This window comes from Bacillus sp. S2(2019), from assembly GCF_005144805.1.
In the GTDB taxonomy this organism is placed as follows: Bacteria; Bacillota; Bacilli; order Bacillales; family Bacillaceae; genus Bacillus; species Bacillus altitudinis.
The window spans coordinates 317,288-333,715 of the sequence record NZ_SWFL01000001.1 but is presented as its reverse complement, the minus strand read 5'-3'; the positions used below and the strand labels follow the sequence as shown (position 1 = coordinate 333,715).

The following is a 16,428-nucleotide window of genomic DNA, read 5'->3' as shown; positions in this document are numbered from 1 at the left end:
TATGGCATTTGAAGGATTAGCCGACCGACTGCAGCAGACGATTTCAAAAATCCGCGGCAAAGGAAAAGTGTCAGAGCAAGATGTAAAAGAAATGATGCGCGAGGTACGCCTTGCCCTTCTTGAAGCTGACGTCAATTTTAAAGTAGTCAAAGACTTTGTGAAAAAAGTAAGCGAGCGGGCAGTTGGACAAGAGGTCATGCAAAGTCTTACCCCAGGACAACAGGTCATTAAAGTTGTAAAAGAAGAACTCACTGAATTAATGGGCGGGGAAGAGAGTAAAATCGCTGTAGCGAAAAAATCTCCAACTGTCATTATGATGGTTGGTCTTCAAGGGGCAGGTAAAACGACCACAACTGGAAAGCTTGCCAACTTACTTCGCAAAAAACATAATCGCAAGCCGATGATGGTGGCCGCTGATATTTACAGACCAGCAGCGATCCAGCAGCTTCAAACGCTTGGGAAACAGCTTGATATGCCCGTATTCTCATTAGGTGATCAAGTTAGTCCTGTCGAAATTGCCAAACAGGCAATTGAAAAAGCGAAAGAAGAACATCACGATTATGTCATTTTAGATACAGCAGGACGTCTTCATATTGATGAAGACTTAATGGATGAACTTCAGAAAGTAAAAGAAGTCGCAAATCCAGAAGAGATTTTCCTCGTTGTTGACTCGATGACTGGTCAAGATGCTGTCAATGTCGCAAAAAGCTTTAATGAACAGCTTGGTTTAACAGGTGTCGTTCTGACAAAACTAGACGGTGATACGCGAGGCGGGGCAGCACTTTCAATTCGTGCAGTCACAAATACGCCGATTAAATTCGCCGCACTAGGTGAAAAGCTTGATGCAATTGAACCATTCCACCCGGAGCGGATGGCATCGAGAATTCTTGGCATGGGAGATGTGCTCACGCTTATTGAAAAAGCACAAGCAAACGTTGACCAAGATAAAGCGAAAGAGCTTGAACAAAAAATGCGGACAATGAGCTTCACGCTCGATGATTTCCTCGAGCAGCTTGGGCAGGTTCGCAACATGGGTCCACTTGATGAACTGATTCAAATGATGCCGGGAGCCGGTAAAATGAAAGGGCTCAAAAACGTCCAAGTAGACGAAAAGCAGCTCAATCACATCGAAGCGATTATTAAATCAATGACGACCGAAGAAAAAGAACAGCCAGAGGTCATCAATGCAAGCCGCAGAAAACGGATTGCAAAAGGAAGCGGAACATCTGTACAGGAAGTCAATCGCCTTTTAAAACAATTTGACGAAATGAAAAAGATGATGAAGCAAATGACCAACATGTCCAAAGGAAAGAAAAAAGGCGGCTTTAAATTACCATTTATGTAATTGGTTATACATGATAAAACCGTTGTTAAGAAAAAACACTTTACAAACCCTTTTATCATTGTTAATATACTATCTTGTTGAAATATTTTCGGAGGTGCTAGTAAAATGGCAGTAAAAATTCGTTTAAAACGTATGGGAGCAAAAAAATCTCCTTTCTATCGTATTGTTGTAGCAGATTCTCGTTCACCACGTGACGGTCGTTTCATCGAAACAGTTGGAACTTACAACCCAGTGGTATCACCAGCTGAGGTGAAAATCAACGAAGAATTAGCGCTTAAATGGCTTCAAAATGGTGCGAAACCATCTGATACAGTTCGTAACCTTTTCTCAAGCCAAGGAATTCTTGAAAAATTTCATAATGCGAAAAACAGCAAATAATGAATGAGCTGTCCTTGGAAGAATTGATTGTGTCCATCGTCGAGCCACTTGTTGATTTCCCTGAAGATATTCACGTATCTTCATTAGAAAAAGATGAGCAGGTCATTTACACACTGTCTGTCAATGCTGAAGATACCGGAAAAGTGATCGGAAAGCAGGGGCGTACAGCTAAAGCGATACGAACAGTCATGTTTGCAGCAAGTGCAGAGTCTTCTAAGAAAGTTCAACTTGAGATTGCTGACTAAAAAGGGAGAGGGCTTAGGACCTCCCCTTTTTTTACACGTTTAAATCTATTTTTCGTTATACTGTAGAGGACAAATGCCTTCGGATAGGGGGACAAAAAGGAAGATGCAGATCATTCAACATGTCACCGTCATGCAAGTATTAACTGAAAGCAGTAAGGACAAACTGTTAATGACTTTTTTGGAGAAAAAAGAAAGACTAGAACGTGAATGCAATCAACTATATTTTCAACTAAAAAAGCATGAAAAAGAACCACATCAGCAAGAAGCCATCCCTCAATTTCAAAAAGCCATTGAAAAAAGACAAGAGAAAATGAGGCAAATTGATTTTCAAGTCGAGCAGCTGCATATCTTGCCTCTTGGCAGTGAAATGAAAGAAACAGAAGTGGATGCGCTGATTGAAGTAAAAATAGGTGATAAATGGGATGACAAAATGCAAGACAATGTCATCGTCGTGAAAGACGGCACCATTGTGGAAATACGTCAGGGGTGATTGAGAACATGGAGCTAGAATGGTTGAATGTCGGAAAGATCGTCAATACACATGGAGTGCGCGGAGAAGTACGTGTTGTGTCAAAGACTGATTTCCCAGAAGAACGCTACAAAAAAGGCAGCGTCCTTTATATTTTCAAACAAAATCAAAAAGAACCGCTAAAAGTGACTGTCGCATCACATAGACAGCACAAACAATTTGATTTACTGACATTTGAAGAAGTTGGCTCGTTAAATGAAGCTGAGCAATTAAAAGAGTCGATTTTAAAAGTAGAAAAAGAACACCTTGGTTCATTAGATGAAGGGGAATTCTATTTCCACGAAATCATCGGCTGTGAAGTATATGATGAAGAGGACAAACTGATTGGTCAAATCAAAGAGGTTTTAACGCCAGGGGCAAATGATGTATGGGTGGTTGGAAGAAAAGGCAAAAAAGATGCCCTCATCCCTTATATTCCATCTGTCGTCAAAACAGTTGATATTTCATCCAAGAAAGTACACATTGAAGTGATGGAAGGACTCATTGACGAATGAAAATTGACTTTTTAACACTGTTTCCTGAAATGTTTGAAGGGGTGCTTCACTCATCGATCTTAAAAAAAGCTCAGGAAAAAGATGCGGTCTCATTTGATGTCGTGAATTTTAGGGAGTATTCCGATCATAAACATAAAACAGTGGATGACTATCCGTATGGCGGCGGTGCTGGCATGGTTCTGAAAGCACAGCCTGTATTTGATGCGGTAGAAGATTTAACGAAAAAAGCAAACAAGAAGCCCCGCATTATTCTTGTCTGTCCTCAAGGAGAAAGATATACACAAAAGAAAGCAGAAGAGCTTGCAAAAGAAGAGCATCTTATGTTCATTTGCGGCCACTATGAAGGCTACGATGAGCGCATCAGGGAGCATCTTGTCACAGATGAAATTTCAATCGGAGATTTCGTTCTCACAGGCGGAGAGCTGCCGGCGATGATGATTGCAGACAGTGTGGTCAGGCTTTTGCCTCATGTGCTTGGAAAAGAAGCGTCTCATATCGAAGATTCATTTAGTACAGGTCTGCTTGAGCATCCGCACTATACAAGACCAGCTGATTATAAAGGATTGAAAGTACCAGATGTGCTTCTCTCTGGAAATCATGCCAAAATTGAAGAGTGGCGGCGTAAAGAATCGTTGAAGCGAACCTATACAAGACGGCCAGATTTGATCGATTCTTGCAAAACATTAACGGATGAAGAAAAAAGATGGCTTTGGCAGCTTCATAATGACTAGATTGTATTGCACAAGGTATACAGGTGTGGTATGATACTACTTGTGACTTGGACGGCTTGCCGATTCAAGTTTGAAAACGATGTTCCGCTGCAATGAAGAAAGAGGACATGAGCATCTGTTGGAAGGAGTTGAAAACGATGCAACAATTGATTGAAGAAATCACAAAAGAACAATTACGCACTGATCTTCCTGCGTTCCGTCCTGGTGACACTTTACGTGTACACGTGAAAGTTGTCGAGGGTACTCGTGAGCGTATCCAGATCTTTGAAGGTGTTGTAATTAAGCGTCGTGGTGGTGGAATCAGCGAAACTTTCACAGTTCGTAAGATCTCTTACGGTGTAGGCGTTGAGCGTACATTCCCTGTACACACACCAAAAATCGCTAAGATCGAAGTTGTACGTCACGGTAAGGTACGTCGTGCGAAACTTTACTACCTACGTGAACTTCGCGGTAAAGCGGCTCGTATCAAAGAAATCAGACGATAATGATATCAAAGGAAAGAGCTTGTTACCTGTAACAGGCTCTTTTTTTGTACAATGTATAGAGAGACAACCGTTAGAAGAGAGAAGGTGCACATATGACAATTCAATGGTTTCCAGGCCATATGGCAAAAGCAAGACGGGAAGTCACAGAAAAATTAAAGCTCATCGACATCGTATTTGAATTAACCGATGCAAGAATTCCGATGTCCTCTAGAAACCCAATGATTGAAGAAATCCTCCAAAACAAACCGAAAATTATGCTTTTGAACAAAGCAGATAAAGCAGATCCTCGTATGACAAAAGAGTGGCAGGCACACTTTGAAGCGCAAGGTGTACGGTCGCTTGCCATTAATTCTGTCGATGGACAAGGGTTAAATCAAATCATTACGACATCAAAAGAAATCTTAAAAGAAAAGTTCGATCGAATGAAAGCAAAAGGTGTTAAGCCGCGTGCCATTCGAGCTTTGATTATCGGAATTCCCAATGTCGGCAAATCAACGCTGATCAATCGGTTGGCAAAGAAAAATATTGCGAAAACAGGAGATCGACCTGGTATTACGACGTCACAGCAATGGGTGAAGGTAGGAAAAGAACTTGAACTGCTCGATACCCCCGGAATTCTCTGGCCGAAATTTGAAGATGAACAAGTAGGTCTTAGGCTGGCCGTCACCGGAGCGATTAAAGACTCAATCATCAACTTGCAGGATGTCGCCGTTTATGCGCTACGCTTTTTAGAAGAGCACTATCCAGAGCGATTAAAAAAACGCTATGATCTAGCAGAAATACCTGAAGATACAGTTGAGCTGTTTGATGCCATTGGCACAAAACGCGGCTGCCTGATGAGTGGAGGGTTCATTAATTACGACAAAACGACCGAAATCATTATTCGGGATATTCGAACGGAAAAATTTGGTCCCCTCACTTTTGAGAAGCCTGAAAGCTAAAAGACACGCAGCTCATGCGGGTCTTTATTTTTTGCGAAAAACTGCCGATATAAAGAAGGAGGCTGCGGAAAAGCCAATGTACACGGTCAAACAAATAAAAGCATTAATAGAACAACATGCTGACGACGAGTCATACATTCGTGAACTATTGAAAGACGATACAAGAAAAAGTGTCCAGAAGCTGATGGACAAATGGAACAAAGACAGAGAAAAGCAGCAAGAACTACATGCAGCATGGAAGCAAATGCTGCAATTTGAAACCAAAGCAAGAGCGCAAGGATACACTTATATTGCAGGCATAGATGAAGCAGGAAGAGGACCACTCGCTGGCCCAGTGGTTGCGGCAGCTGTGATATTAAAAGAAGATACCGTCCTACTCGGTTTAAATGATTCAAAACAGCTATCTGAGAAAAAAAGAATGACCTATTATGAGCTCATTCAAAAGGAAGCCCTCGACATCGGCATCGGCATTGTTGATGCGGCAACGATTGACGAAATCAATATATACGAAGCATCAAGACTGGCGATGGTGAGGGCTGTAAAGCAGCTTACTCACACACCTGATTATCTACTCATAGATGCGATGACGCTCCCGCTTCCTACTCAACAGGAGAATATCATCAAAGGAGATGCTAAAAGCGCATCCATCGCAGCTGGTGCATGTATTGCCAAAGTGACAAGGGACCAAATGATGGAAGAGTATGGACGCCAGTACCCTGAGTATCAATTTGAAAAACATAAAGGGTATGGAACGAAAGAGCACCTTGCTGCCATTCAAACACATGGCGCCACACCTATCCACCGGTTATCATTTGCACCAGTGAAATCTGTTATTTCATAAATATTTTGACACAAGGAGGCTGCCTGTGATGACAAGAGTTGAAGATATACATACTGCACTGAATAGTCGGCTGAATACGGCAGAATCTGTTCCGCTTAACACGGAAGGAAAGGAAAATATTCACCGGCTCATACTTGGCAAAGTACTAAAAATGCTTGGTGATGATACAGCGCTTGTTCAAATAGGCGCTACCAAAATAAAAGCGCAGCTAGCGGCTCAGCTCAAAGCCGATTCTTTCTACTGGTTCCAGTTAGAACAAGAAGGTGGAGACAGTCTGAGTAAATTAAGACCTGTTCAGCAATTTGACCAAGATCCAAAAACATTAAAAGATGCCGCAGCTAAACTACTAGAAGGTCTGTCGCTTAAAAATGGACTTGAACAAATGTTAACAGCTACAGCCTTTTTAAAAGAAAAACCGGTCATCAACGAAGCAGAGTTAAAAACGGCAGTAAAATGGATTGAACAACTTCAAGGCGCGGATATCAAAAAAGGTCTGCAAGCACTTCTTTTTGCTTTAAAGAAAGATTTGCCGATTCAGCAAGGAGTGCTCCAATCAATATTAGCGATGAAATCCCCCTCTGCACTTCATCAGGATGTGACAGCACTGCTAGATCGATTAACACAGCTTCCGAAGCAATCAGAAGCCACACAGGCTCTTACACAGGCCGTTCGTACGGTTGTAAATGCTGAGACAACTGTTCATGCAGAAAAGCTCTTATCGGTGCTTCTAGGAGCAAAAGAAGGTCAAACGAAGCAAGGAGAAAGCTTGCAGCTGGTGCAGCCTCATGTCAATCCGGCTCAGCAAACAAAGCAGAGCCAGCCCGCCGCTATACAAGGGCGACAGGTGGATACAGTGAATCAGAACAGCGTGCAGCAATTATTAAGTCCAAAACAGCTCCCGCTTCAGCAAATAGAACGCATTCTGACAAGCATCACAAAGCAAGGCATAGACGGACAGCGGCAGCTTGATGTAAAACAGCTCACATTACTGGTTCAAGCAGTCCAGCAGGCAGGGCCACAGGCTGACGCAAAGGCAGCCGTGCTTCAAAAGGAATTTCCGTTTCTTTCAAAAACAGAGGCGAACACATTGGCAAAGGTCATTCAGCAGACTGAACCTGCATTAAGCAATAAAACCGATGTACTCGATTTACTGATGACGATGAAAAAAGCGATAGGTGTACGAGATGAAATTGGGATGCTGAAATTACTGGAAAAGGGCAACCAAGATGTCAAAAGCCAAGAGCTTCACCAATTAAAGATGGTTTTAAATGATGCAAGGCAAGCTGATGTTCCCGAGCCCGTAAAAAAAGAAATGGATCAATTATTCCATAGATTAAATGGGCAGTTACTAGTGCATCAGGAAAACCAAACAGTTAGTCAAATGATGGTTTCTTACCCTCTTTTCTCAAAACATAGTGTTCAAGATTTAACCTTTATTCTAAAAGGGCATAAGAAAAAAGATGGCTCTATTGATATTTCTCAGTGCCGTTTAATGTTTTATTTAAACATGGAGAACTTAGAAGAAACGTTAATAGACTGTACGATTCAGCAAAAAGTGATGTCAATTACAGTCGAGACGGCTCACGAACTTCAAGGGACCATTAATCCAATGATTCCAGCTGTTCGAGAGAATTTAAATGCCCTAGGGTATAGTTTGACGGGGATTACAGCGAAAAAGAGAGAAGAGCCAATTGATCCGTCTGACTTTCTAGATGAACACTTTCATAAAATCAGCGAGAAAGGGCTTGACTTACGAGTATGAAAGATTCAAAACCGCTTAGAAGAGCGGTCGCTCTACACTATGATGAAGAAAAACAAAAAGCGCCAAAAGTCGTTGCAACAGGCAGCGGCTATGTGGCTGATCATATTATTGAAGAAGCTCAAAAAGCTGGGGTCCCTATTCAAGAAGACCGTAATTTAGTAGAACTGATGCGCCACTTAACGCTCGATGAGGAAATCCCAGAAGCGTTATACGATACTGTAGCAGAAATATTTTCATTTATCTATCGATTGGATCAAAAAATGAAAAAATAAGTGTTTTGACTGAAAAATTTATATTTTTAATAAAATAAAAGTTTGAATGTTTAGAAGGATTTTACGATTTTACATAGAACCCTAGACATTCTCTTTTTTATTCTTTAAAATGAAAGCGCAGTCTATTTTATAATTTTTGTTTCTACATATGTTGGGAGGATGGGAAATGAATATCCATGAGTACCAAGGAAAAGAAATCCTAAGAAAATATGGGGTTTCAGTTCCAAATGGTAAAGTAGCATTTACACCTGATGAAGCAGTGAAAGCATCAGAAGAGCTTGGAAGCTCTGTATATGTCGTAAAAGCACAGATTCATGCAGGCGGCCGTGGTAAAGCAGGTGGGGTAAAAATTGCAAAAACAAAAGATGAAGTGAAAGGGTTTGCAGAGGAATTGCTCGGCAAGACACTTGTCACACATCAAACAGGGCCTGAAGGGCGCGAAATAAAACGCTTACTTATTGAAGAAGGCTGCGATATTCAAAAAGAGTACTATGTAGGACTCGTTTTGGATAGAGCGACATCAAGAATTGTTTTGATGGCTTCTGAAGAGGGCGGTACTGAAATTGAAGAAGTAGCAGAAAAAACGCCAGAAAAAATCGTGAAAGTGGTCATCGACCCAGCGATTGGTCTCCAAGCCTATCAGGCGAGAGAAGTTGCGTTTAAAATTAATATTCCAACAAAATTAGTTGGTCAAGCTGTTAAGTTTATGACAAGCCTTTACAATGCGTTTATTGAAAAGGATTGTTCAATTGCCGAGATAAATCCTCTTGTTGTAACAGGTGATGGAAAAGTCATGGCACTTGATGCAAAATTAAACTTTGATAGCAATGCCTTATATAGACAAAAAGATATATTAGAATACCGTGACCTTGATGAAGAAGATCCAAAAGAGATTGAAGCATCTAAATATGACCTAAGCTACATTTCTCTAGATGGGAATATTGGCTGCATGGTGAATGGAGCAGGCCTTGCGATGTCTACAATGGATATCATCAAGCATTACGGCGGGGACCCTGCAAACTTCCTTGATGTTGGCGGCGGTGCAACTGCTGAAAAAGTAACGGAAGCATTTAAAATCATCTTATCTGATCAAAATGTCAAAGGGATTTTCGTGAACATTTTTGGCGGCATCATGAAATGTGATGTCATTGCAGAAGGTGTTGTTGAAGCGACGAAACAAGTCGGCTTAACATTACCACTCGTTGTACGTCTTGAAGGAACAAACGTTGAATTAGGGAAGAAAATCCTGAGTGATTCAGGCTTAAATATCACTTCTGCTGAGTCTATGGCTGACGGGGCAGAAAAGATTGTATCTTTAGTCAAGTAGAGCAGAAAGGCAGGGAACCTAAATGAGTGTATTTATTAATAAAAATACGAGAGTAATTGTTCAGGGGATTACCGGTTCAACCGCATTATTCCATACAAAACAAATGATTGAGTATGGAACAAATATCGTTGGCGGTGTCACACCTGGAAAAGGTGGAACTGAAGTAGAGGGAGTTCCTGTATTTAATACTGTATCTGAAGCAGTACAGACAACTGGAGCAAATGCTTCTGTTATCTATGTACCAGCACCATTTGCAGCAGACGCCATTTTAGAGGCTGTTGATGCAGAAGTGGATCTAGTGATTTGTATCACAGAACACATTCCAGTTCTGGATATGGTTAAAGTGAAACGCTATATGGAAGGTAAGAAGACAAGGCTTGTTGGACCGAACTGTCCTGGTGTGATTACACCTGAAGAATGTAAAATTGGCATCATGCCTGGCTACATTCATAAAAAAGGTCATGTTGGTGTTGTGTCTCGTTCTGGAACGCTTACATATGAAGCGGTACATCAGCTTTCAGAGGCTGGTGTTGGTCAATCAACAGCTGTAGGAATTGGCGGAGACCCTGTCAATGGCACGAACTTTATTGATGTATTAAAAGCCTTCAATGAAGATCCTGAAACGCATGCTGTGATCATGATTGGTGAAATCGGTGGTACTGCTGAAGAAGAAGCAGCTGAATGGGTAAAAGCAAATATGACCAAGCCGGTTGTCGGCTTTATTGGCGGTAAAACAGCGCCTCCAGGAAAACGTATGGGACATGCTGGTGCCATTATTTCTGGTGGTAAAGGAACTGCTGATGAAAAAGTAAAAACAATGCGTGAATGTGGAATTGAAGTGGCAGAGACACCATCTGTCATGGGAGAAACCTTAATTAAAGTGTTAAAAGAGAAGAATCTCTTCGAAGCTTGTAAAACGCATTAATGACACAAGAAGACTTGTTCTTTGACAAGTCTTCTTCTTTCTATCTTAAACTGGAGGAATGGTATGTACAACGTGTCCGAAAGAATGATTTTTCACCGCTTAAAAGGCCTCATCTCACCCTCTTTGTTAACAAAATGGTGGAAGGTCGATCCTGAGCTATATATAAATGAAGAAACACATCATTTCAAACAGGATCGATCATTACAAAAGATCGACTTTACCCGCTTACAACAAGCTGAAGAAAATGAATTCCCCATTTTTCAACACATCGTTCAAGCCTATTTAAAGCAAAATATTCACATGATTCCCATCACATCACCTTTATATCCCAGCTCACTAAAACACATTTATGATCCTCCCCCAGTATTATTCCTAAAAGGAAACGTTACCTATTTAAATGAAGAAAAAAGTTTAGGTGTAGTAGGTACACGAGTGCCATCCTCTTATGGAGAAGCGTGCGTGAAGAAAATTGTTGGAGAACTTGTAGAGGAAGATTGGATGATTGTGAGTGGTTTAGCAAAAGGAATTGATGGACTTGCACACAAAGAGTGCATAAGAAAAAAAGGAAAAACGATTGGTGTTGTAGCTGGCGGCTTTCAACATGTATATCCAAAAGAACATGTGCAAATGGCTCAATATATGGGAGAACATCATTTACTGTTGTCAGAGCATCCGCCTTATATCAAACCAGAAAAATGGCATTTTCCAATGAGAAACCGATTAATTAGTGCCCTGACAAGAGGAACCATCGTGGTTCAGTGCAAAGAAAAGAGCGGATCGCTTATTACAGCCTATCAGGCATTAGAGCAAGGAAAAGAAGTGTTTGCTGTTGCAGGATCGATCTTTGATTCTAATTCTATAGGTCCAGCTAGACTGATTCAGCAAGGTGCCAAGCTTGTTCATTCAACGAAGGATATTTTAGAGGAATTCTCCTTGAGCGGTGTTCAATATACTGAACTCCCATAAAAATATCGTTTGACAAAAGACATCGGAATATTTAATAATAGTGAGGATTTAAGTTTACACTTTGTTTTTCGTGTTTATAATGATGTTCATCATAAAGAATTTTTAACGATTGCCTGTTAGATAGGTGCAATTAACATAAATATAAATTTGTGAAATGGATAAAGAGAGAACACCTCTTAAGGGGGATTTTGAGTATGGCTGATTATTTAGTCATCGTTGAGTCGCCAGCAAAGGCGAAAACGATTGAGCGTTATTTAGGAAAAAAGTATAAAGTAAAGGCTTCAATGGGGCACGTAAGGGATTTACCGAAAAGTCAGCTTGGTGTTGACACTGAGCATGACTTCGAACCGAGATATATTACGATTCGAGGAAAAGGTCCAGTCTTAAAAGAATTAAAAACAGCAGCGAAGAAAGCAAAAAAAGTATATCTCGCAGCTGACCCCGACAGAGAGGGAGAAGCGATTGCTTGGCATTTAGCTCACAGCCTTGACCTTGACCTCTCTTCAGATTGCCGCGTTGTCTTTAACGAGATTACAAAAGATGCAATTAAAGATTCCTTTAAGCATCCACGTATGATCAATATGGACTTGGTTGATGCGCAGCAGGCAAGACGGATTTTAGATCGTCTCGTTGGATATAAAATCAGCCCGATTTTATGGAAGAAAGTCAAAAAGGGCTTAAGCGCCGGTCGTGTTCAATCAGTTGCACTCCGCCTGATTATTGACCGCGAGAATGAAATTAATGAATTCAAACCAGAAGAATACTGGACAATTGATGGCACCTTCCTAAAAGGGAAAGAAAGTTTTGAAGCGAGTTTCTTTGGCGTAAATGGCAAAAAACATCCGCTAAAAACAAAAGAAGATGTAAAAGAAATCCTTTCGAAATTAAAAGAAAGCAAATTTTCTGTTGAAAAAGTGACGAAAAAAGAACGTAAACGCAACCCAGCTGTTCCGTTTACAACATCTACCTTACAACAAGAGGCAGCGAGAAAACTAAACTTCCGTGCGAAGAAAACGATGATGATTGCACAGCAATTATATGAAGGAATTGATCTTGGTAAAGAAGGTACAGTAGGTCTCATTACATATATGAGAACGGACTCAACACGTATTTCCAATACGGCAATTGAAGAAGTATCTGCTTTCATTGATCAAACGTACGGCAAGAATTTCTTGAATACAACAAAACGTACTGCCAAAAAGAACGAAAATGCACAGGATGCTCACGAAGCCATCCGTCCGACTTCTACGCTAAGAAAACCAGCAGATGTCAAACATGTGCTAAGTAGAGATCAGCTTCGTCTTTATAAATTGATTTGGGAACGTTTTGTGGCAAGCCAAATGGCACCAGCTGTTCTTGATACAATGAGTGTGGATCTTGAAAATAACGGGCTTACTTTCCGTGCAAATGGAAGTAAGGTGAAATTCCCTGGATTTATGAAAGTATATGTTGAAGGGAAGGACGACCAGTTAGAAGAAAAGGACAAAATGCTTCCTGATCTGCAAGAGGGAGATACCGTTCTTTCAAAAGATATTGAACCAGAGCAGCACTTCACGCAGCCGCCTCCACGTTACACTGAGGCAAGACTTGTCAAAACCCTTGAAGAGCTAGGTATTGGCCGCCCATCTACGTATGCACCAACATTAGATACCATTCAAAAGCGTGGCTACGTGGCACTTGATAACAAACGGTTTATTCCAACAGAGCTTGGAGAGATTGTGCTCAACTTAATTATTGAATTCTTCCCTGAAATCATTAACGTAGAATTTACTGCGAAAATGGAAAAAGAACTTGATAGCGTTGAAGAAGGTACGATTGAATGGGTACGCATTATCGACAGTTTCTATCAAGATTTTGCAAAACGGGTAGAAAAAGCAGAAGCAGAGATGCAGGAAGTTGAGATTGAGCCTGAATACGCCGGAGTTGATTGCGAAGAGTGTGGTCATCCAATGGTGTACAAAATGGGGAGATACGGTAAGTTCATGGCATGCTCTAATTTCCCTGACTGCCGTAACACAAAACCAATTGTCAAAGATATTGGTGTCAAATGCCCGACTTGTCACGAAGGAAATATCGTTGAACGGAAATCTAAGAAGCGCCGCATTTTTTACGGTTGCGATCGTTTTCCAGAGTGTGAATTCGTTTCTTGGGACAAACCAATTGAAAGAAAGTGTCCAAAATGCGAAAATATGCTTGTAGAGAAAAAGCTGAAAAAAGGCATTCAAGTTCAATGTGTGAACTGTGATTATAAAGAGGAACAACAAAAATAGCGGTGAGCAGCCTTGTTCACCTGCTTTTTTATGTCATCAAATAGAACTTACGAAATAGGAGAGTTGTACAATGAGTCAATTTGTAAATGTGATCGGAGCAGGTTTAGCAGGAAGTGAAGCGGCATGGCAAATTGCCAAGCGCGGAATTAAAGTCCATCTGTATGAAATGAGACCTGTCAAACAAACACCAGCTCACCACACAGATAAATTTGCGGAGCTCGTATGCAGTAACTCATTGCGTGCGAATGCTTTAACGAACGCAGTCGGTGTTTTAAAGGAAGAAATGCGTCATTTAGATTCAGCAATCATCGCAGCAGCAGATGAAAGCTCGGTTCCTGCTGGTGGAGCGCTTGCAGTAGATCGTCATGAATTTGCAGCTAACGTCACAGACCGCGTGAAAAATCACCCGAATGTGACGGTCTTTCAAGAAGAAGTGCAAAGCATTCCAGAAGGTCCGACGATTATCGCAACGGGTCCTCTTACATCAGAAGCACTTTCAAAAGAATTAAAATCTTTAACAGGTGAAGAGTATTTATATTTCTACGATGCAGCAGCGCCTATCCTCGAGAAAGACAGCATCGATATGGATAAAGTGTACTTGAAATCACGTTATGATAAAGGGGAAGCGGCTTATTTAAACTGTCCGATGACAGAAGAAGAATTCGATCGTTTTTATGAGGCGCTCATTTCTGCTGAAACTGTGCCGTTAAAAGAGTTCGAAAAAGAAATCTTCTTCGAAGGCTGTATGCCCATTGAAGTCATGGCCAAAAGAGGAAAAAAAACCATGCTCTTTGGCCCGATGAAACCAGTTGGACTTGAAGATCCAAAAACAGGAAAAAGACCTTACGCTGTTGTTCAATTAAGACAGGATGATGCAGCAGGTACTTTATATAATATTGTTGGTTTCCAAACACATCTAAAGTGGGGCGATCAAAAGGAAGTATTCCGTTTGATTCCAGGTCTTGAAGAGGCAGAGATTGTTCGCTATGGTGTGATGCACCGTAATACATTTATTAACTCGCCAAGCCTTCTAAAACCGACGTATCAATTTAAAAATAGAGATGACTTATTCTTTGCCGGACAAATGACTGGTGTTGAAGGATATGTTGAGTCCGCGGCTTCAGGACTAGTGGCTGGAATCAATGCAGCTCGTTTTGTTAAAGGAGAAGAGCTTGTGACACTTCCAGAAGAAACAGCGATTGGCAGTATGGCTTACTACATCACATCAACAAACAAGAAAAGCTTCCAGCCGATGAATGCAAACTTTGGATTGCTGAAAGATCTTGGCGTTCGAATTAAAAACAAACAAGAGCGCTATGCAGAGTACGCTAAACGCGCAATCGAAACTATTCAAACTATTTCGAAATCTCTGTAGTAAAACATTGCACGGAAAGCAAGATATGTGATACCATTTAAAAGCCTTAAAGAGGTGTAAAAATGACAGATAAACAGCGTCTTGTCCACTTATTCATTGAATATTTGCAGATTGAAAAGAACTATTCAGCTTTAACGATCTCAGGTTATACTGAGGCGATTGAAGAGTTTGTCAGATTTATGAACATTCAAGGAATAGACGGTTTTGAAGAGGTATCCTATCAAGATACGAGAATTTATTTAACAGAAGCTTATGAAAAAGGCCTTACAAGAAGAACGATTAGTAAGAAAGTCTCTGCACTTCGCAGCTTTTATAAATTTTTATTAAGAGAACAGCTTGTGAAAGAAAATCCTTTTTTACTCGTTAGCTTACCAAAGCAGGATAAGCGAATTCCTTCATTTTTGTATGAAGAGGAACTAAAAGAGCTATTTACAGTTTCTGATGTAAATACACCGCTTGGTCAAAGAAATCAAGCCATTTTAGAACTACTTTATGCAACAGGTATGAGGGTCAGTGAGTTATGTTCATTAAAAGAATCTGATCTTGATTTATCGATGGATACAGTGCTTGTACATGGGAAAGGCAGCAAACAGCGGTATGTACCTTTCGGATCTTATGCACATGAAGCGCTCTCCACATATTTAGAGGATGGAAGGCAGAAGCTGAAAGTGAAGGGAAAGGATCGTGCTGATTCACATGTGTTTTTGAATCAGCGCGGAGCTCCTCTTACAGATAGAGGCGTTCGATTCATTCTAACTGAATTAATGAAAAAGGCGTCTGGCACATTACATATCCATCCACACATGTTAAGGCACACCTTTGCTACGCATCTTTTAAACGAGGGAGCGGATTTAAGAAGTGTTCAAGAACTTCTCGGTCACTCAAATTTATCATCAACACAGGTGTACACGCATGTATCAAAAGATTCTTTAAGAAAAACGTACATGTCTCATCACCCAAGGGCTTTTAAACGATCCTAAAAGGAGGTTTTTTCATGTCATCATTTCATGCAACCACAATCTTTGCCGTTCAACATAAAGGAAAAAGTGCGATGGCTGGAGACGGTCAAGTCACTTTTGGGCAGGCTGTCGTCATGAAACACACAGCAAAAAAAGTGCGCCGTCTTTTCGGAGGCAAAGTACTCGCAGGTTTTGCTGGTTCAGTTGCAGATGCATTTACACTCTTTGAGAAGTTTGAAACGAAGCTTGAAGAATACGGTGGTAACCTAAAACGAGCAGCTGTAGAACTGGCGAAAGAATGGCGAAGTGACAAGATGCTCAGACAGCTTGAGGCCATGCTGATCGTCATGAATAAAGAAAGCATCCTGCTCGTATCTGGAACAGGAGAGGTCATCGAGCCAGACGATGGCATTTTGGCTATCGGGTCAGGCGGTAACTACGCGCTTAGCGCCGGGAGAGCACTCAAAAAACATGCAGGTGACCATCTCTCAGCTCGAGAGATTGCAAAGGCGGCTCTTGAAACGGCCGGAGAAATCTGTGTCTACACGAACGATCAAATCACTTTAGAAGAGCTTGAATAGAA

At 41.0% G+C, this 16,428-nt stretch carries 18 protein-coding genes; all 18 read left to right on the top strand.

Going from position 1 to position 16,428, the window contains the following annotated elements; all coding sequences use genetic code 11:
• The first annotated feature begins 1 nt into the window (after position 1).
• The 18 genes from ffh (at position 2) to hslV (ending at position 16,426) form a co-directional block, all read left to right on the top strand.
• Positions 2–1,345: a signal recognition particle protein gene (gene ffh / locus FBF75_RS01670; protein ID WP_008344842.1), complete on the top strand. Its 1,344-nt coding sequence runs from the start codon at positions 2–4 to the stop codon at positions 1,343–1,345.
• 105 nt (positions 1,346–1,450) lie between these two features.
• Complete coding sequence (rpsP, locus tag FBF75_RS01665) at positions 1,451–1,723, top strand: 30S ribosomal protein S16 (RefSeq protein ID WP_008344841.1); 273 nt, start codon at positions 1,451–1,453, stop codon at positions 1,721–1,723.
• Positions 1,723–1,968 carry a KH domain-containing protein gene (locus tag FBF75_RS01660; RefSeq protein WP_012009937.1) on the top strand — a complete coding sequence of 82 codons (246 nt, stop codon included), beginning with the start codon at positions 1,723–1,725 and terminating at the stop codon, positions 1,966–1,968. Before rpsP ends, FBF75_RS01660 begins: the two co-directional genes overlap by 1 nt.
• A gap of 103 nt (positions 1,969–2,071) precedes the next feature.
• Complete coding sequence (locus FBF75_RS01655) at positions 2,072–2,458, top strand: YlqD family protein (protein ID WP_136944385.1); 387 nt, start codon at positions 2,072–2,074, stop codon at positions 2,456–2,458.
• 8 nt (positions 2,459–2,466) lie between these two features.
• On the top strand, positions 2,467–2,991 hold the full coding sequence (gene rimM, locus FBF75_RS01650) for a ribosome maturation factor RimM (protein ID WP_008344836.1): 525 nt from the start codon (positions 2,467–2,469) through the stop codon (positions 2,989–2,991).
• The gene (trmD, locus tag FBF75_RS01645) at positions 2,988–3,722 is read left to right on the top strand and encodes a tRNA (guanosine(37)-N1)-methyltransferase TrmD (RefSeq protein WP_007499635.1); all 735 of its coding nucleotides are present in this window, start codon (positions 2,988–2,990) and stop codon (positions 3,720–3,722) included. The genes rimM and trmD overlap by 4 nt, the downstream gene beginning before the upstream one ends.
• A gap of 137 nt (positions 3,723–3,859) precedes the next feature.
• Positions 3,860–4,207, top strand: a complete 348-nt coding sequence (rplS, locus tag FBF75_RS01640; protein ID WP_008344834.1) for a 50S ribosomal protein L19 — start codon at positions 3,860–3,862, stop codon at positions 4,205–4,207.
• A gap of 92 nt (positions 4,208–4,299) precedes the next feature.
• Positions 4,300–5,148, top strand: coding sequence for a ribosome biogenesis GTPase YlqF (ylqF, locus tag FBF75_RS01635; RefSeq protein WP_007499632.1), 849 nt, complete (start codon positions 4,300–4,302; stop codon positions 5,146–5,148).
• A gap of 76 nt (positions 5,149–5,224) precedes the next feature.
• Complete coding sequence (locus FBF75_RS01630) at positions 5,225–5,989, top strand: ribonuclease HII (RefSeq protein ID WP_046343529.1); 765 nt, start codon at positions 5,225–5,227, stop codon at positions 5,987–5,989.
• Between the two features lie 28 nt (positions 5,990–6,017).
• Positions 6,018–7,751: a hypothetical protein gene (locus tag FBF75_RS01625; protein WP_025207327.1), complete on the top strand. Its 1,734-nt coding sequence runs from the start codon at positions 6,018–6,020 to the stop codon at positions 7,749–7,751.
• Positions 7,748–8,023, top strand: coding sequence for a FlhB-like flagellar biosynthesis protein (locus tag FBF75_RS01620; RefSeq protein WP_008344827.1), 276 nt, complete (start codon positions 7,748–7,750; stop codon positions 8,021–8,023). Before FBF75_RS01625 ends, FBF75_RS01620 begins: the two co-directional genes overlap by 4 nt.
• 166 nt (positions 8,024–8,189) lie before the next feature.
• The gene (gene sucC / locus FBF75_RS01615) at positions 8,190–9,350 is read left to right on the top strand and encodes an ADP-forming succinate--CoA ligase subunit beta (protein WP_008344824.1); all 1,161 of its coding nucleotides are present in this window, start codon (positions 8,190–8,192) and stop codon (positions 9,348–9,350) included.
• A gap of 22 nt (positions 9,351–9,372) precedes the next feature.
• On the top strand, positions 9,373–10,275 hold the full coding sequence (sucD, locus tag FBF75_RS01610) for a succinate--CoA ligase subunit alpha (RefSeq protein ID WP_007499624.1): 903 nt from the start codon (positions 9,373–9,375) through the stop codon (positions 10,273–10,275).
• Positions 10,276–10,338: 63 nt separating this feature from the next.
• Positions 10,339–11,241: a DNA-processing protein DprA gene (dprA, locus tag FBF75_RS01605; protein ID WP_041090524.1), complete on the top strand. Its 903-nt coding sequence runs from the start codon at positions 10,339–10,341 to the stop codon at positions 11,239–11,241.
• Between the two features lie 194 nt (positions 11,242–11,435).
• Entirely contained in the window at positions 11,436–13,511 is a 2,076-nt protein-coding gene (topA, locus tag FBF75_RS01600; protein WP_136944384.1) for a type I DNA topoisomerase, read from the top strand.
• Positions 13,512–13,581: 70 nt separating this feature from the next.
• Positions 13,582–14,886 (top strand): FADH(2)-oxidizing methylenetetrahydrofolate--tRNA-(uracil(54)-C(5))-methyltransferase TrmFO, encoded by a 1,305-nt coding sequence (gene trmFO, locus FBF75_RS01595; RefSeq protein WP_007499618.1) that lies wholly within the window; start codon positions 13,582–13,584, stop codon positions 14,884–14,886.
• A 62-nt stretch (positions 14,887–14,948) separates the two neighbouring features.
• Complete coding sequence (xerC, locus tag FBF75_RS01590; protein WP_007499616.1) at positions 14,949–15,866, top strand: tyrosine recombinase XerC; 918 nt, start codon at positions 14,949–14,951, stop codon at positions 15,864–15,866.
• Between the two features lie 14 nt (positions 15,867–15,880).
• Positions 15,881–16,426 carry an ATP-dependent protease subunit HslV gene (gene hslV / locus FBF75_RS01585; RefSeq protein ID WP_007499614.1) on the top strand — a complete coding sequence of 182 codons (546 nt, stop codon included), beginning with the start codon at positions 15,881–15,883 and terminating at the stop codon, positions 16,424–16,426.
• The last annotated feature ends 2 nt before the right edge of the window (positions 16,427–16,428 follow it).

Excerpts from the sequence above, each read along its gene's own strand:
- ffh (WP_008344842.1), top strand. The coding sequence starts at position 2 with ATGGCATTTGAAGGATTAGCCGACCGACTGCAGCAGACGATTTCAAAA.
- rpsP (WP_008344841.1), top strand. The coding sequence starts at position 1,451 with ATGGCAGTAAAAATTCGTTTAAAACGTATGGGAGCAAAAAAATCTCCT.
- FBF75_RS01660 (WP_012009937.1), top strand. The coding sequence starts at position 1,723 with ATGAATGAGCTGTCCTTGGAAGAATTGATTGTGTCCATCGTCGAGCCA.
- FBF75_RS01655 (WP_136944385.1), top strand. The coding sequence starts at position 2,072 with ATGCAGATCATTCAACATGTCACCGTCATGCAAGTATTAACTGAAAGC.
- rimM (WP_008344836.1), top strand. The coding sequence starts at position 2,467 with ATGGAGCTAGAATGGTTGAATGTCGGAAAGATCGTCAATACACATGGA.
- trmD (WP_007499635.1), top strand. The coding sequence starts at position 2,988 with ATGAAAATTGACTTTTTAACACTGTTTCCTGAAATGTTTGAAGGGGTG.
- rplS (WP_008344834.1), top strand. The coding sequence starts at position 3,860 with ATGCAACAATTGATTGAAGAAATCACAAAAGAACAATTACGCACTGAT.
- ylqF (WP_007499632.1), top strand. The coding sequence starts at position 4,300 with ATGACAATTCAATGGTTTCCAGGCCATATGGCAAAAGCAAGACGGGAA.
- FBF75_RS01630 (WP_046343529.1), top strand. The coding sequence starts at position 5,225 with ATGTACACGGTCAAACAAATAAAAGCATTAATAGAACAACATGCTGAC.
- FBF75_RS01625 (WP_025207327.1), top strand. The coding sequence starts at position 6,018 with ATGACAAGAGTTGAAGATATACATACTGCACTGAATAGTCGGCTGAAT.
- FBF75_RS01620 (WP_008344827.1), top strand. The coding sequence starts at position 7,748 with ATGAAAGATTCAAAACCGCTTAGAAGAGCGGTCGCTCTACACTATGAT.
- sucC (WP_008344824.1), top strand. The coding sequence starts at position 8,190 with ATGAATATCCATGAGTACCAAGGAAAAGAAATCCTAAGAAAATATGGG.
- sucD (WP_007499624.1), top strand. The coding sequence starts at position 9,373 with ATGAGTGTATTTATTAATAAAAATACGAGAGTAATTGTTCAGGGGATT.
- dprA (WP_041090524.1), top strand. The coding sequence starts at position 10,339 with ATGTACAACGTGTCCGAAAGAATGATTTTTCACCGCTTAAAAGGCCTC.
- topA (WP_136944384.1), top strand. The coding sequence starts at position 11,436 with ATGGCTGATTATTTAGTCATCGTTGAGTCGCCAGCAAAGGCGAAAACG.
- trmFO (WP_007499618.1), top strand. The coding sequence starts at position 13,582 with ATGAGTCAATTTGTAAATGTGATCGGAGCAGGTTTAGCAGGAAGTGAA.
- xerC (WP_007499616.1), top strand. The coding sequence starts at position 14,949 with ATGACAGATAAACAGCGTCTTGTCCACTTATTCATTGAATATTTGCAG.
- hslV (WP_007499614.1), top strand. The coding sequence starts at position 15,881 with ATGTCATCATTTCATGCAACCACAATCTTTGCCGTTCAACATAAAGGA.